This is a genomic window from Pseudomonas putida (genome assembly GCF_050990305.1).
Taxonomy (GTDB): domain Bacteria; phylum Pseudomonadota; class Gammaproteobacteria; order Pseudomonadales; family Pseudomonadaceae; genus Aquipseudomonas; species Aquipseudomonas putida_AH.
The window spans coordinates 4,707,178-4,721,267 of sequence record NZ_CP158817.1 but is presented as its reverse complement, the minus strand read 5'-3'; the positions used below and the strand labels follow the sequence as shown (position 1 = coordinate 4,721,267).

The 14,090-nt window shown below is 59.2% G+C and carries 17 protein-coding genes; all 17 read left to right on the top strand.

Going from position 1 to position 14,090, the window contains the following annotated elements; all coding sequences use genetic code 11:
• The first annotated feature begins 107 nt into the window (after positions 1 to 107).
• The 17 genes from ABTV22_RS21165 to ABTV22_RS21085 all read left to right on the top strand — a co-directional run bounded on the left by ABTV22_RS21165 (position 108) and on the right by ABTV22_RS21085 (position 13,668).
• Positions 108 to 980 (top strand): GPO family capsid scaffolding protein, encoded by an 873-nt coding sequence (locus ABTV22_RS21165; RefSeq protein WP_433736430.1) that lies wholly within the window; start codon positions 108 to 110, stop codon positions 978 to 980.
• Positions 980 to 2,020, top strand: a complete 1,041-nt coding sequence (locus tag ABTV22_RS21160) for a phage major capsid protein, P2 family (protein ID WP_433736429.1) — start codon at positions 980 to 982, stop codon at positions 2,018 to 2,020. The genes ABTV22_RS21165 and ABTV22_RS21160 overlap by 1 nt, the downstream gene beginning before the upstream one ends.
• Positions 2,017 to 2,787 (top strand): phage terminase small subunit, encoded by a 771-nt coding sequence (gene gpM, locus ABTV22_RS21155; protein WP_433736428.1) that lies wholly within the window; start codon positions 2,017 to 2,019, stop codon positions 2,785 to 2,787. The genes ABTV22_RS21160 and gpM overlap by 4 nt, the downstream gene beginning before the upstream one ends.
• Before the next feature lie 110 nt (positions 2,788 to 2,897).
• On the top strand, positions 2,898 to 3,350 hold the full coding sequence (locus ABTV22_RS21150) for a head completion/stabilization protein (protein ID WP_433736427.1): 453 nt from the start codon (positions 2,898 to 2,900) through the stop codon (positions 3,348 to 3,350).
• Positions 3,350 to 3,796, top strand: a complete 447-nt coding sequence (locus ABTV22_RS21145) for a phage tail protein (protein ID WP_433736426.1) — start codon at positions 3,350 to 3,352, stop codon at positions 3,794 to 3,796. The genes ABTV22_RS21150 and ABTV22_RS21145 overlap by 1 nt, the downstream gene beginning before the upstream one ends.
• Entirely contained in the window at positions 3,786 to 4,478 is a 693-nt protein-coding gene (locus ABTV22_RS21140; RefSeq protein ID WP_433736425.1) for a phage virion morphogenesis protein, read from the top strand. Before ABTV22_RS21145 ends, ABTV22_RS21140 begins: the two co-directional genes overlap by 11 nt.
• A 10-nt stretch (positions 4,479 to 4,488) precedes the next feature.
• Positions 4,489 to 5,727: a DUF2586 domain-containing protein gene (locus tag ABTV22_RS21135; protein WP_433736424.1), complete on the top strand. Its 1,239-nt coding sequence runs from the start codon at positions 4,489 to 4,491 to the stop codon at positions 5,725 to 5,727.
• A gap of 3 nt (positions 5,728 to 5,730) precedes the next feature.
• Positions 5,731 to 6,186 carry a phage protein gene (locus tag ABTV22_RS21130; protein ID WP_433736423.1) on the top strand — a complete coding sequence of 152 codons (456 nt, stop codon included), beginning with the start codon at positions 5,731 to 5,733 and terminating at the stop codon, positions 6,184 to 6,186.
• A 70-nt stretch (positions 6,187 to 6,256) separates the two neighbouring features.
• A complete protein-coding gene (locus ABTV22_RS21125; protein ID WP_433736422.1) occupies positions 6,257 to 6,508 on the top strand; it encodes a hypothetical protein in 252 nt (83 codons plus the stop codon).
• Between the two features lie 3 nt (positions 6,509 to 6,511).
• Positions 6,512 to 6,799 carry a putative phage tail assembly chaperone gene (locus ABTV22_RS21120; RefSeq protein ID WP_433736421.1) on the top strand — a complete coding sequence of 96 codons (288 nt, stop codon included), beginning with the start codon at positions 6,512 to 6,514 and terminating at the stop codon, positions 6,797 to 6,799.
• Between the two features lie 23 nt (positions 6,800 to 6,822).
• Positions 6,823 to 6,963 (top strand): DUF6890 family protein, encoded by a 141-nt coding sequence (locus tag ABTV22_RS21115; RefSeq protein ID WP_433736420.1) that lies wholly within the window; start codon positions 6,823 to 6,825, stop codon positions 6,961 to 6,963.
• Positions 6,964 to 6,993: 30 nt separating this feature from the next.
• Positions 6,994 to 9,051: a phage tail tape measure protein gene (locus ABTV22_RS21110; protein WP_433736419.1), complete on the top strand. Its 2,058-nt coding sequence runs from the start codon at positions 6,994 to 6,996 to the stop codon at positions 9,049 to 9,051.
• The gene (locus ABTV22_RS21105; RefSeq protein ID WP_433736418.1) at positions 9,048 to 9,365 is read left to right on the top strand and encodes a DUF2590 family protein; all 318 of its coding nucleotides are present in this window, start codon (positions 9,048 to 9,050) and stop codon (positions 9,363 to 9,365) included. The genes ABTV22_RS21110 and ABTV22_RS21105 overlap by 4 nt, the downstream gene beginning before the upstream one ends.
• The gene (locus ABTV22_RS21100; RefSeq protein ID WP_433736417.1) at positions 9,362 to 10,537 is read left to right on the top strand and encodes a baseplate J/gp47 family protein; all 1,176 of its coding nucleotides are present in this window, start codon (positions 9,362 to 9,364) and stop codon (positions 10,535 to 10,537) included. The genes ABTV22_RS21105 and ABTV22_RS21100 overlap by 4 nt, the downstream gene beginning before the upstream one ends.
• A complete protein-coding gene (locus ABTV22_RS21095) occupies positions 10,530 to 11,078 on the top strand; it encodes a phage tail protein (RefSeq protein WP_433736416.1) in 549 nt (182 codons plus the stop codon). The genes ABTV22_RS21100 and ABTV22_RS21095 overlap by 8 nt, the downstream gene beginning before the upstream one ends.
• Complete coding sequence (locus ABTV22_RS21090) at positions 11,066 to 13,060, top strand: phage tail-collar fiber domain-containing protein (protein ID WP_433736415.1); 1,995 nt, start codon at positions 11,066 to 11,068, stop codon at positions 13,058 to 13,060. Before ABTV22_RS21095 ends, ABTV22_RS21090 begins: the two co-directional genes overlap by 13 nt.
• Positions 13,060 to 13,668, top strand: coding sequence for a tail fiber assembly protein (locus ABTV22_RS21085; protein ID WP_433736414.1), 609 nt, complete (start codon positions 13,060 to 13,062; stop codon positions 13,666 to 13,668). Before ABTV22_RS21090 ends, ABTV22_RS21085 begins: the two co-directional genes overlap by 1 nt.
• The last annotated feature ends 422 nt before the right edge of the window (positions 13,669 to 14,090 follow it).

Sequence of the window (14,090 nt, the reverse complement as noted above, 5' to 3'; positions counted from 1 at the left end):
ATTCCTATTTCTTGAATATAGGAATTTCCCGGAATGAAACCGTTTGTTCGGGCTGTTGCAGGTGCCTATCGTGGCGGCCACTGCACCGAATCGAGCGACTTTTCCCCATGTCCCGCACCCTTGTTTCTGACTGGAAACGTGTCGCTACCAGCGGCAAAACCGTTGATGGCCGAACCATCGAAGCCCAGGACCTGCGCGACATGGCCAGCGCTTACGATCCGGCCACTTATACCGCGACCATCTGGTACGAACACATTCGCTACTTTGGCAGCCTGGGCACTGTTGCCGAGGTGAAAGCCGAAGAGGTCGACGGCGGCAAAGTGGCCTTGTTCGCCAGGCTCCAGCCCAACGACCGCCTGTTAAGCCTGAACAAAGACGGCCAGAAGCTGTTCACCAGCGTGGAGATTCAGCCGAACTTCGCCGACACCGGCAAACCCTACCTGCGCGGCATGGCGGTGACCGATGACCCGGCCAGCCTCGGCACCGAGGCGTTGCACTTTTGTCGTCGCGCTGAGGCCGGCAACCACTTTGCCAATCTGGAGCCCCTGGACGACCTGACCACGGGCCACAGCGACGAGGCCATGGCCCTGTCGTTCTTCGCCCGTGCGTTCGCCGCCATCCTGGGCAAAGGCGGCATCGAAGCCCCCGCATACCCCATAGAAGAGAACACCCCCATGGATCAAAAAACCGTGCAGGCCTTTGCCGCAGCGGTGGACAAGCTCGGCACCGTGGCTTCCAGCCTGGAAACGAGCGCGGCCACCTTTGCTACGCAGAAACCGAGCGAACCAGACACCGCACTCACCATCGGCAAGGTCGAAGGTGAGCAAACCACCGGTATCACTGTCGATCAGTTCAACGCTTTGAAAGGCTCGCTGGACGCACTCACCGAAAAATTCAACACCGCGCTGAATCACGGTAAGAAGCAAGAGCTGCCCCACACCACCGGTGTCCTAGGTGATCAGCCAGAGGCCGTCTACTGATGAATCTGAGTAATGCTGCCCGGTTGAAATTCAGCACACTGGCACTGGCGATTGCGTCCACCTATGCCGTGGCCTCGGTCCATGAAGAATTCAACGTTACGCCGACCCACGCGCAGACCTTGAATGAAAAAGTCACCCTGAGTTCGGCTTTCCTGCAACGTATCAACGTGCTGGGAGTGACCGAGATCAAGGGCGAGAAGGTCATGATCGGGGTCAGCGGCACCGTCACCGGCCGTATCAATACGGCGACCAACGACCGAGTCGCCCGTGACGTGCTGGGACTCGATGGCCTCGGTTACGAGCTGTTCGATACCCAAAGCGACGTGGCGCTCAAATACGCCACCATCGACGCCTGGTCCAAGTTCCCCGACTTTGCGCAGAAATACGCTGCTGCCGTGCAAAAGCAGATCGGCCTCGACCGCATCATGATCGGCTGGAACGGCACCAGTGTTGCGCCCAACACCGACCGCGTGGCCAATCCGTTGTTGCAGGACGTCAACAAAGGCTGGGTGCAGATCGTTCGCGAGCAAGCCCCGCAACAGATTCTGGTTGAAGGTGCTGTCCCCGGAAGAATCCAGATCGGCGCCGGCGGCGACTACGCCAACCTGGACGGCCTGGTGTTCGACGTCTCGCTAATGATCGACGAAGAATTCCGCGACGGTGGTGACCTGGTTGCCATTATCGGTCGTGACCTGTTGGCCTATGACAAGGGCAAACTGTACGCCGCGCAAGGCGACACACCGACCGAAAAAGAGCGCGTCGAGATGGCTCAGGTGGTCGCCACTTATGGCGGTCTGCCTTCGTACACCTGCCCGCACTTTCCGAGCAAAGGCGTGGTGGTCACCAGTTGGGACAACCTGTCGATCTATTTCCAGGACAGCAGCTGGCGCCGCCAGATTGTCCAGAACCCGAAACGCTCGCAGGTTGAAGACTACAACGCTCGTAATGAAGGCTATGTGGTCGAGCAACTGGGCAAGTTCGCCGGCATCGAAGCGGCCAACGTCGAGTTCGTCACTGCCACAGTGCCGCCAGTAGCATGAGCCTCGCCCTCAATCACAAAAAGCGCCTGCTTGAACAGGGGCCGGCCGCTGACCCAAAACCCTACACCTCGGCCACGGCCTTGGCGGGGCCGGCCAACGCGCAAAAACACCTGGCGCTGATGAATGCGGCGCTGGCTGAAGATTGCGGCCGACTGTCGGAGCTGAACTCGCTGGAAGCCCGTCAGCGCTTGAAGCGCGACGAGCTGTTGCCCAAGTACCTGGAGTACGTGCAGCGCTACCGCGACTCCGGTCTGAACCACCCGAACCTGGTGCTGATGCAGGTTATGGTCTGGTTGTTCGACACCGAACAGTTCGAGCCGGCCCTGGAACTGGCGGACTTTGCCATCGAGCAAGGCCAGGCCATGCCAGAGCGCTTCCGCCGTGACATTCCCACCTTCGTGGGTGACACGGTGGTCGAGTGGGCCGAGGCGCAACACAAAGCCCAGCGCAACCCGCAACCGTATCTGTCGCAGCTGTTGTTGCGTGTGGACGGTCATTGGCCAGGCCACCGCGATCCCCGTGATGGTGATCCTCGCGAGCTGCCACCACCAGCCGCTTCGTGGGAGCTGTTCGAGAAGATCCCGGCGCGCTACCACAAGCTGCTGGGCATCCTCGCCATGGAAGACAAACGTTGGGCCAACGCCTGCGCGCACTTTTACCGGGCCAACGAGCTGTATCCCGAGATCGGTGTAAAGACCCGGATGGACGATGCCAGCAAGGCCCTGCGCAAGCAGGAAGCCGAAGCCGACAGATCCGGTACCGAATAAACGACTACCCCCCCCCAGCGGGGGCCTGCCGAGGTGAAGGCCCTGTGCCAACCACCTGACGCAGTCACCCCCGCATCTATTCCGTAACCACCAGCAGAGGAGGTCAGCACATGAGTTTTGGCGGTAAGCCGACCACCCTGGTGGATTGCACAATACCCAACGACGGTTTCTGGCCGGACCTTGAACTGGCCGAATTCCAAGCGTCGTACCGGCTGCCGGCGGAGTACTTGCCGGAGATGATGGTCGAGGGGCTGACGCTCGCCATGGGTGAAGTCAACCTGGACCTGGCCAAGCGTAAAACCGAATGGCAAGACATGGGCTACCTGTCTTTGGAAGGCTCCGGTATGGAGCTGGAAAGCTTCTACCTGGCGAGCTACCGGCGTGCCGTTTACTGCCGCGCCAAATCCTTTTTGCTCCAGCAGTTCGCCACGGTCAACCGCCGCGAAAGTGCCGAGAACCTGGGTAAAGAATCCCCGGAGCAACACGAACTTTTTCTGTCCTACAGTCAGCAGTCCGTGCGCGCCCTGCAAGGCCGTGGGCGTGTCACGGCGGAGTTGCTCTAATGGACAAGCTCCGCGCCCTGACCAAGTACCTGATCGAGCACCGCGTGGTGGTCGCCGAGCAGCTCGACAGCTGGGCGGAGCAGGTCACCTTGTCGCTGATCTGGAAGCCTGAAGAACTCGGCTTGCACATGGGCGACATGCGCTACCGTGCCGTTATCGTGCTTGAGCGTTTTGCTGACCACCCGGGACGGCTGATGGCCTTGCTGGGCACCTGGTTGGTGAATAACGACCCCGACCGGCACCTGGACGAACTGCCGGCGCCGACGTTTGATATCGAGCAGATGGACCCCGATTCGTCGGACGTGGAAATCACGGTCGAGTTTATCGAGCCGTTGCACCTGACCGAATCCCCGGACGGTGAATTCGAAGCCTTTGGCACCACCTGGGCCTTCGAACCGTTCGACCTCTGGATTGCCGAGCATGGGGAGGTGCTGTATGGCGCGTAAGCAAGCCATTAGCCTGACCGTCGAGGGCCTGCTGGATGTACAAACCCAGCTGGCCATGCTCAGCCTGCCGCCCAAATTACAAGCGCGTCTGATGAACCGCGTTGGCCTGCGTCTGCGCAGCCAATGGCGGCAACGCGTGCGCCGACAAAGCGACCTGAATGACAGTCCTTTCCAGCCCCGCAAGTTTCGCAAGCAAGGGCAGAAGAAACGCATGCTCACCGGCCTGGCCAAAAGCATGGGCGTCAAACGCCTGGTCGGCAACGCCGCTGAGGTGGGTTGGGGCAACGCCAAAACCGCCATGATCGCCAGCGTTCATAACGCCGGCATGACCCTGCGTGGCGGTGCCGACCAATTGCGTCGGCAAAAGAGCAAAAACACCCTCATGGCCACGCGTTTTCAGGCCAAACGCCTGCGCATGCTGGGCTACAAACGCGCCATTGCGAACCCGGATAAAAAACGCCGCAAACCCCGCTACATGCGCCCCGGCGTGGCGTGGATCGAAGCGAACCTGAGCTACGACCAGGCCGGTCTGCTGATCCGTTTGCTCAAGGGCGACGACCCCGGCCCCGCCAAGTGGAACATCAAACTCCCTGGCCGTGAATTTTTCGGTATTGCCAGTCAGCGCGAAGTCAACGAACTGGTGGCGTACCTCATTCCACAAATCCTTCATTCACCGCGATAGAGGCCCTTCCATGGCTCTTGGCAACGTAAGTGTCAACAACCTGAACCTCGGCCAAGGCCCGGTGACGGAGATCGAGCGTTACTTTCTGTTCATTGGTCCAGCGTCCGCCAACGTCGGCAAGCTGGTCGCACTCAATACCCAAAGCGACCTCGATGTCGAACTGGGGGTCGATGACTCCGATTTGAAAACCCAGATCATCGCCGCGCAATTGAATGGCGGTGATCGCTGGGCCTGTATGGCGGCTCCGATTACAGCGGACGATGACTGGGCCGAGGCCCTGGACATGGCCATGCAGGCCGGTATTTCGGTAGAAGGGGTGATCATCACCACGCCCGTGACCACCGGTGTCGAGCTGACGGCGATGCAAGACAAAGCGACTGAAATTCAGAACGTGTACGGGCGCCGGGTGTTTTTCATGGCGGCCTCCAGGGGCATCGACGTTACGCCGGTACCCCCCCCGTTACAAATGGCCGCATCGAAAGCCCCGGACACCTCCGTGAAAGGCCCACGCGCTACCCCCAAGGCGGTTCAAACCACCGAAGGGGAAACACCAGCTCCGCATATCCCCGAAGACTGGTCGGTCTACCTGACGGCCCAGCGTCTCATCACCGCCGGCGTGGCCGCTCAGCGAGTCATGGTCGTGCCACAGCTGCACGGGAATGACCAGGGCGTGTTGGCCGGACGCCTGGCTATTGCCATGGTTAGCGTGGCCGACAGCCCGATGCGGGTGGCCACCGGCCCGTTGCAGGGGCTGGGGCCAGTGCCCGTCGACGCCACCGGCGTGCCATTGCCGGTGAGCGTCCGTAAAGAGCTGGATAAAGCTCGATTTTCCGTGTCGCAAACCTACCCGGATTACCCCGGCGTGTTTTGGGCAGACGGCAATACGTTGGACGCGCCAGGCTCCGACTTCCAGGTGATCGAATACCTGCGCATCGCCGACAAGGCCGCGCGCCGTATCCAGGTGCTGATGATTCAACGGGTCGCGGATCGCCGGTTGAACAACACGCCCAACAGCATGGCCACCGCCACGTCGGCATTCATGCGCCCACTGCGCGATATGGCGCGTTCCGTCACGGTGAACGGTCAGGTGCAACCCGGCGATATCGAATCGCCCAAAGACGGCGACGTCACCATTTTCTGGAAGAGCAAAACGGCCGTGGAAATCTACTTCAAGGTCACCCCGTTCAACTGCCCTAAAGAACTGACGGCATACATTGCCCTGGACCTGTCCAACGGCGAAGAGGAGTAACCCATGGGTGCGCGCATTGGCGGCAAAAACTTCGACGTGAACATTGGCGATTTGCAGATTCACGTCGAAAAAATCAGCTTGGACATCACCGATAACACCACCGTAGCGCAAACCGGTGGTGTCCCGGATGGCTACGTGGACGGCGACGTCGCAGCCAGTGGCGAGATGGAGCTGGACAGCGGCAACTTCTCTTTACTGATGGACGCTGCCCGCCAGGCGGGCAGCTTTCGGGCGCTGGAACCCTTCGACAGCGTGTTCTTTGCCAAGACGCCCACCGAGGAACTGAGGGTGGAAGCGTTCGGCCTGAAACTGAAGGTGTCCAACTTGCTCGACATCGATCCGAAGGGTGGCGAAAAGAGCGTGCACAAGGTGCCGTTCGACGTCACCTCGCCGGACTTTATTCGCATCAACGGCGTGCCGTATCTCGACCCAAGCGAGATTGAAGGCCTGTTCGGCTGATCAAACCCTGCCCGTGCGCACACCGCTCGATGGTCGTGCGTATCGGCGCCCCTGATAACTGGAGACGTTGATGGATCTTTCACCCGCCAGCGTCAGCGTGATGCTGCTGCTTACCGACTTGCTGGTGACCGGCGTGCTGGGCTTCCAGGTGTACCTGTTCCGGCAAATCAGCTTCGCCCGCCGTGAGCACCTGGAGTTTCGCATCAAGATCGCTGAGGAGTACGTGCGCGATGAGCACCTGGACAAGGCGCTGAGCAAGTTGGAAGAGAACCTGGAGCGGCGTCTGACCGCACTTTTAAACACTTCAAATAAACGGAACTGAGCAATGAGCGAACGACGCGAAATCACCCTGGAAGTCGGCGACAAAGAGTTCACCTTTGCCCTGACCCCGGTCGACGTGAGCAAGTACTTCAACCACCTGACACAGAGTAACAAGGTGGCCCCGGCCAACAACCTGCTGACCCAAACCGTCCTGCAGGAACAATTGGCCAGCCTGCGCCCGCTGCTGGCCAACCCGGTGGTCACGTTGCAACTGGCCGGCGCGCTGCTGGAGGAATACACCCCAGACATTGAGATCACCGTAAAAAAGCGCTCGCCCGAGCCGAGCGCTTAAACGAAGACGCCCTGAGCCAGCTGATGACGCTGGTCAGCCGTTGGCTACCGGGTGAAGAGCCCACGACGGACAACATGGGCACCGCCAAGTGGCTGGAAGATCAGTATTGGAGCCGTATGGAGATCGCCGTCGCCAACGGCATTTCCCGCGCGTTCAAGGGATAACCGCCAGGCACCTGACCCACGGAGAGTTCCATGGCTGACAACAACGCCAAGCTCAATTTCATCGTCGCGCTGACCGACCTGGTCACCGGTCCCCTAGGCAAGGTGAACGCCAGTTTTACCGACCTGGCCACCGGTGCGCAAAAGGGCCTCGCTCAGATGGGCGCGGGGGCGGCTGGTATGGTCGCCACCGGCTATGCGTTGCAAGCCGCCATGGGGCCCGCGATTGACCAGCAGCGGGCATTGGGCGAAGTGAAGTCGCTCGGCGTCGCTGCTGAGAGCCTGGACCTGCTCAACCAAAAGTCCCTGGAGTTCGCCATCAATTACGGCGAAAGCTCTCAGGCTTTTGTCCGCTCGGCCTACGACATTCAGAGCGCCATCGCCGGGCTCACTGGCACCCAGTTGGCCACCTTTACCAATGCGTCCAACGTGCTGGCCAAAGCCACCAAGGCCGATGCCGCGACCATCACCGATTACGTCGGCACCATGTACGGGATCTTTCAAGACGATGCCGAGGCCATGGGTAAAGGTGCCTGGATTGAGAACCTAGCCGGACAAACAGCCACCGCCGTGCAGATGTTCAAGACCACCGGCAAGGGGATGAGTGATGCCTTCTCCGGGATCGGGGCAGCCGCCCAATCGGCCGGCATTGGATTGAGCGAACAGTTAACCATCCTCGGCATGCTGCAAGCCACCATGAGCGGTGGCGAAGCCGCGACCCAATATAAGGCGTTCTTATCTACCGCCGCCGGCGCGGGAGGAAAGCTCGGCCTGAAGTTCACCGACAGTGAAAACCGCCTACTGCCTATGGTGGAAATTCTCGACAAGATAAAAGGCAAGTTCGGTGACACGTTGGATGAGGCGGAGAAACTTACGCTGAAAGACGCATTCGGCACTGATGAAGCCGTAGCCCTGGTCACTGGCCTCATTAGCAAAACCGATGACTTGACCAGCAACATGAATGCTCTGGGCAAGGTCAAGGGCATGGAACAAGCCCAGGCCATGGCCGAGGCCATGATTGATCCCTGGGCTCAACTCGCCAGCACGATCGAAGTGCTGCAAATCGCCTTCGGCCAACTGATTGGTCCTGCACTGACGCCTTTGCTGAAGATGCTCACCGAGGGCGGCGCGAAGCTTCTGAAATGGACCAAACTGTTCCCGCACCTGACCAAAGTGATTGGCATGACCGTGCTCAGCGTCATTGCGTTGATCGCCGCTATCTCACTGTTCACTTTGGGCATGGGGATGGCACGCACGGTGATGGTCGGCTTCATCGTCATTCAGAAAATCTTCCGGTTGGGCTGGCTGCTGACCAAAGCGGCAGTGATGTCCAACATCGTGTTCGGCGTCCTGTACGTCGCACTACTCGGCGTCATGGCCATCGGCATGGGCACCGTCAGTGCCGTGATGATGATTTGGCAAGGGATCATCTGGCTGGTCAATGCCGCGATGTTGGCCAACCCCATTCTGTTGATCGTCGCCGGCATTGTCGCCCTGGTCGCGGTCGTCATTGCGGCCATTTACTACTGGGACGAATGGACGGCAGCGCTGCTCAACAGTGCCGCGTTCGCCTGGCTGAGTGAACAGTTTCAAGTGCTAACCGGCTGGTTCGCCTCGTTCGGCATCATGGCCACCGAAGCCTGGAACACCTTCACCGCCGCCTGGAGCAACCTGTCGGTATTCGATCTATTGGGAGAGGCTGCCAACGGCTTCATCGAGCTGCTGAACCAGATTCCTGGCATCAACATCGAAACCCGCTTTGGCACCCCGACCGCCCCAGGCACTCCCGATTCGATGGTTCCCGGTACTTCCAAAGCCCTGAATGCCGCCATGGCCCCCGGTACTCCCGAGGCGATGCAGGCCGCTGACCAAGCCAACATGGCCACCAAGGCACAACAGACCATCAACGCGGCCATTCCCAGCTTGTTGCCCTCGGCCCCCCGCGAGGTGCCCCCTGGCGGTTTGATGCAGTCGTTCCAGAACACCAACACCCGAAACAAAGGCACGCAGATTGGCAAGGTCGAGATCCACACCAGCCAACCCCTGACGCAACACGAACTCGACAAAATGCTGGAGATGGCCGCCGGATGAGCGAATACGTCGATTTACTGATCACCGCCAACGACCTGGTGCTCGATCCCTCGAACCAACCCGTGGAGATCGAGGACCGCGCCAGTATTGCCCAAGACATTGCCCACATGATCCGGGAAAGCGGCCTGCTGGTGACGTTGGTCGCCGAACGTAACAGCCTGCGTCAGCGTGACTGCATCCAGCAGCTGGAGCTGATGGTGGAGGCCGACGAGCGACTGGTGCCCGGTACGGCGCGCATCACCCAACCCGATTATGGGCAGTACCTGATCGAGGCCGACACTATTAAATTTGGCAGCATTGAGGTGGCGTTTTGAGCGACGTAGATTTTCGTCAGGCGTTATCCGATGCCGGCATTCCGACCACGCAGGAAGAGTTGCAGGCCGCATGGGAAAGCGAGATCGCCGAACAGGGCAGCCGCTTGAGCAACACCAGTGCCTGGTCACCATTCTGGCGGGTCGTTACCGCCATCGTGACCGAGCCGGTGATGTGGTTCATCGACTTTATGGTTGAAGTCTCGCTGCCCAACGCCTACGTCAAAACTGCCGAAGGTGAGTACCTGGAAATGCTCGCCTGGGCGGTGCAGGTGGAACCCATGGGGGCCACCAAAACCGAAGGCAATCTGCTGTTTACCCGCTCCAGTCCAGTCGGCTCGCTGGAAGTCGACGCCGGCACACGGGTGCAGTCCGGCGCCATCAACGGGCACGTGTACGAACTGTTAACCAGCTTGCCTGGCACGTTCACCGACGGCCTCACCCAGATCCTGATTCCGGCCATCGCCGCCGAACCGGGCAGCGGTTACAACCTGGCGCCCGGTTATTACGCCATCTTGCCGGAACCGGTGCCGGGCATCGTCAACGTGGTCAACCTGGACGGCTGGATGACCGTACCGGGCACCGATAAGGAGTCGGACGAAGACCTTCGACTGCGCACGCGCAACCAGTACTCGGCCATCAACCAATGGAACACCGACGCGGTGTATCGGGCGCTCATCACCACCTTTCCCGGCGTTCAACCGGACGGTGTGTACTTCGAACACGAAGCCCCACGCGGCCCCGGCAGCGCCAATGCCTTCGTGCTGTTTGAAGCCAACGTGCCGGCGGATAGCTACCTGGAAGAAATCAACGACTACATCCGCGACCAGGGCAACCATGGACACGGCGACGACATGCTGGTCATGGCCATGCCCGAAACCCTGCATGACATCGGCGTCACGCTGTGGCCGGTGCTGAACCTGACGGAGGAGCAGTCCGACAAGCTGTTTGCCGATGTCGAGATGTTCATCCGCACGGCCTTTCGGGAAAGCACCCAAGCCGACTATCAGCCGACGCTGACCTATCCCCAGTCGCGATTTTCCTTCAGTCGCCTGGGCGAAGAGCTGCACCAAAAATTCCCCGAACTCGACTCGTTGCATTTCGACACCCTCGACATCGTGTCTGACCTGAACATTCCCCGGATTCAGACGCTGGAGGTGGTGCCCGGTGTTTAACCTCAAACTGCCGTTTTGGCTCGACGGGCCGGAGCTGGCCAAACTCAAAAACGCCGCGCAAGCCTGGTGGGCCAACGTTGAGGGCTGGCTGAACTGGCCACTGCATCAGATCGACCCCGACATCTGCCCGCTCTCTTTGCTCGACCTGCTCGCCTGGCAACGCGATATCACCCGCTTCCCAGGGGAGGCGGAAAGCCTGTACCGCCTGCGGATCAAACACGCCTACATCAATGCCGTGGACGCCGGCAGTACAGCGGGCCTGAAAAGGATTCTGATGCGCCTGGGCGTCGGTCGCGTCGAGATTCAAGAGCGCATGGAGGACCGCGACTGGGACATTGTCTTCGTCAAAATCACCGACGAACAGAGCGCGCTGCACTCTGATTTGTTGCGCGTTCTGCTCCGCAGTTACGGCCGCACCTGCCGCCGTTACGCATTTCTGACCGTCACCCCGCTGGATAACCTGCGGGTATTCGCGGTGGAGTTCAACGACGACCAGCAAACCCTGATTGCCAGTTACGAGGAGGCCACATGGCCGCAATAACCATCGCCGGTGAAAACCTGATCGCCGAGAAGCAAGCCGCTCTGGAAGTGCTGGTCGTGAGCAAGTTTCTTTACGCCATGGTGCCGGGGCAGGACCCAACCACACCGGTGGACCGCTATGCCGGAAAACCCCCTCCCGAGCAGATGATGTACGAAACGGACATCACCAAAGGCGGGTATGTGGACCCTAACCAAGTGGTTTACAGCAGCATGATCGGCTCCAATGTCGGCGACTGGGACTTCAACTGGCTGGGTTTGGAAACTGCTGAAGGCGTGCTGTTAGCCGTGGCTTACACGCCGGTGCAGCAGAAGCGTAAAAACATTCCCAACCAGCAGATCGGCAACAACATCACCCGCAACATGTTGCTGGTGTTCGACGGCGCGCAGTCGGTCACCGAGCTGACCATCAACGCCGACACCTGGCAGGCTGACTTCACCGTGCGTATGGCGGGCATGGATGAACGCGAGCGTCTGAGCAACCGCGACATGTTTGGGCGAGCCTGTTTCTTTGGCGACAGCTTGGCGCTGGTCTATCAGAACGAGCAGTTCACCATCCAACCCGGCACCGCCTACGTGGAAGGTTTGGCCGTCCATCAGCCCGCCGGCGCAGTTATTACGCCGCCAGCGTTCCCCTTCACCTTGTGGTACGACATTTCGCTGCAAGGACAGTTGAGCGAGGTGAACGTGGTGCTGGCCGCCAGCTACGGCGACGACTTGGTGGACTTTGCCGACACCAACGGGGTGTGGCACTACCTGGTGCCGGTGGCCACGGTTGTCAGCGCCACTGAGATCACCGACCTGCGTAGCGCCGTCGAACCGATAGCCGGGGCCTTGATTCAGCACCTCGCGGCGCGCACTGGCGACTATCAAAACCTGCGGGCTCGCGGAACCACCAAAGACGATGTCAATCTGGGCAACCTGCCCAACGCAAAAAGTGATGATCCCGACTCGAATGACAGCGAAATTCTGGCCACCACCGCCGCGCTGCATGCCGTAAAGACGAGCATCGAGGCCGACCTCGATGCACTAGGTTCAGCCGCGTACCTTGATGCGCAAACCAGCCTGACCGATGCGACACTAGATGCATTGATGAAGGTGGGCGCCTTCGGCTTGGGTGGTACTGGTATTGAGATACCCACCGACACGAACATTGATACAGTGATTCTCGGTGGCTTATACCGTCTGAATAGTGGTGGTGGCATACCGGCTAATGCGAATTACAGTCCGATGTTGGTAGTGCGATCTACAGATACAGTTGCGCAAATCATCATTAATTACTCAACAGGCAACATTATATCCCGAGGGGCTAGTGGTATCGGCAGTGCGCCGGTTTGGGGTGCATGGGTTACAAGCTGGGATACCTCTAACTTCAACCCTGCCGCGTACCAACCTGCTTTGGGCTTTACGCCGGTACAGCAAGGCACCGGAGTTGGTCAGTCGACCAATACCGTCAAGATCGGCTGGGGTACTGATGGCCAATTGCGTTGCACAGTTGATGCTTTGGATCTAGGAATGTTCTGGAACCAATACAACTTCAACCCATCGTTAGGGGCCATACCTATTGGTGTCCCTATTGCGTGGCCTACGCAGTGGCCGCCGGGGAATTACATGCCGATGCAGGGCCAAGCCTTTGACGTAAACGGCTTTCCAGCTCTTGCGCAGCTTTATCCGGGGGTTCTACCAGATATGCGCGGAGAGTGGATTCGTGGTTGGGATGGCGGCAGGGGTGTTGATCCAGGTCGCGGTTTGTTGGTGCCACAAGGACCCGTAGACAGCTTCCTCGCTGAAGTGAAGGGTACAGGGAGTGTTCCCGGCGTTCCTGAGCAGGGAACTATTGCCGTGCCGGGTGATGGCAACTGGTCGGCGTCGCTCTATTCAGGATCAACCACTGGCACCCAAATGTCATTGCAGTTCAGAAACTCCGGCGGCGGTGAAGCTCGTCCGCGTAACGTTGCCTTTTACATTATTTGCAGGGTGTACTGATGGTTGAATTTATAGATGGACTAGCGACAAGTCCTGGTGAGGTTCCCGTATACCGGTTTAGTGAGTTGAACGGTGAGTATATGGGTTCGGACATCGAGCATGTGTTAGCGGGTTTTGGGTTGTCGGCTGGAGCAACTGCCATTCAGCCACCTACACCTACACCGGAAACGGTTGCCATTTGGAGTGGGGCCGCCTGGACCTTGGAACTTGATAATCGAGGTCCGGTTTACAGCACTACTGATGGGGCAATGACTGAACTCAAAGTGCTGGGATCTATTCCGAACGGCTTTACCGAATTAGCTCGACCTACGGCCGATTACATCTGGTCGCAGGATGCATGGGAGTTTGACCAAGCCACAGCTGATGCTAATGCTATCTCTGCGCAGATGGCTGTGGAGAAAGATGTGTTGTCGCAGCTTGATCAGTACTTAGCCGAGGCGACCTTACGTATGGGGCCGTTGCAGGACAGGGTTGATTTAGGTATAGCCACGGGCGAGCAGAGCGAACAGTTGAATGCCTGGAAGCGCTACCGCATCGAGCTGAGCGAAGTGCCGCAGCAGGCGGGGTGGCCATGGACGATGGAGTGGCCGGTCACACCGGTTCAGTAGCATAGAAAAAGCTCCTCTAGGCCCTGCTGAAGGCATTAGCGGTCAAGGAGTGCGTGTTGAGTACAGCACAAGTAAGCCATTATTTTGCAGCGGTTTGTTTCATTCTGCCCCCGGTGCTTTGGTCGAAGGGGGTGCCTTGGCCTTTACCGACGCGGAAGCAATATCCGCACATGGCAGCCCAGCCGGAACATGGCAACTCATGGGTGGATTGAAAAATGCAGACGGGCAAACGGCCGATTCGGTCAGTATTTATTTGAGGGTTGCATGATGAATTACACCAATGTATTGGCCCCGCAATGGGGGAATGCAGCCCACACAGCTATTAATTTGATACTGGTCACTGAAGAGTTGGGCGCCATCCCCTTCACGGCCACACCTGACGACTCGACTAGTTACGGCCCGGAGATCTACGCGCGTGACCG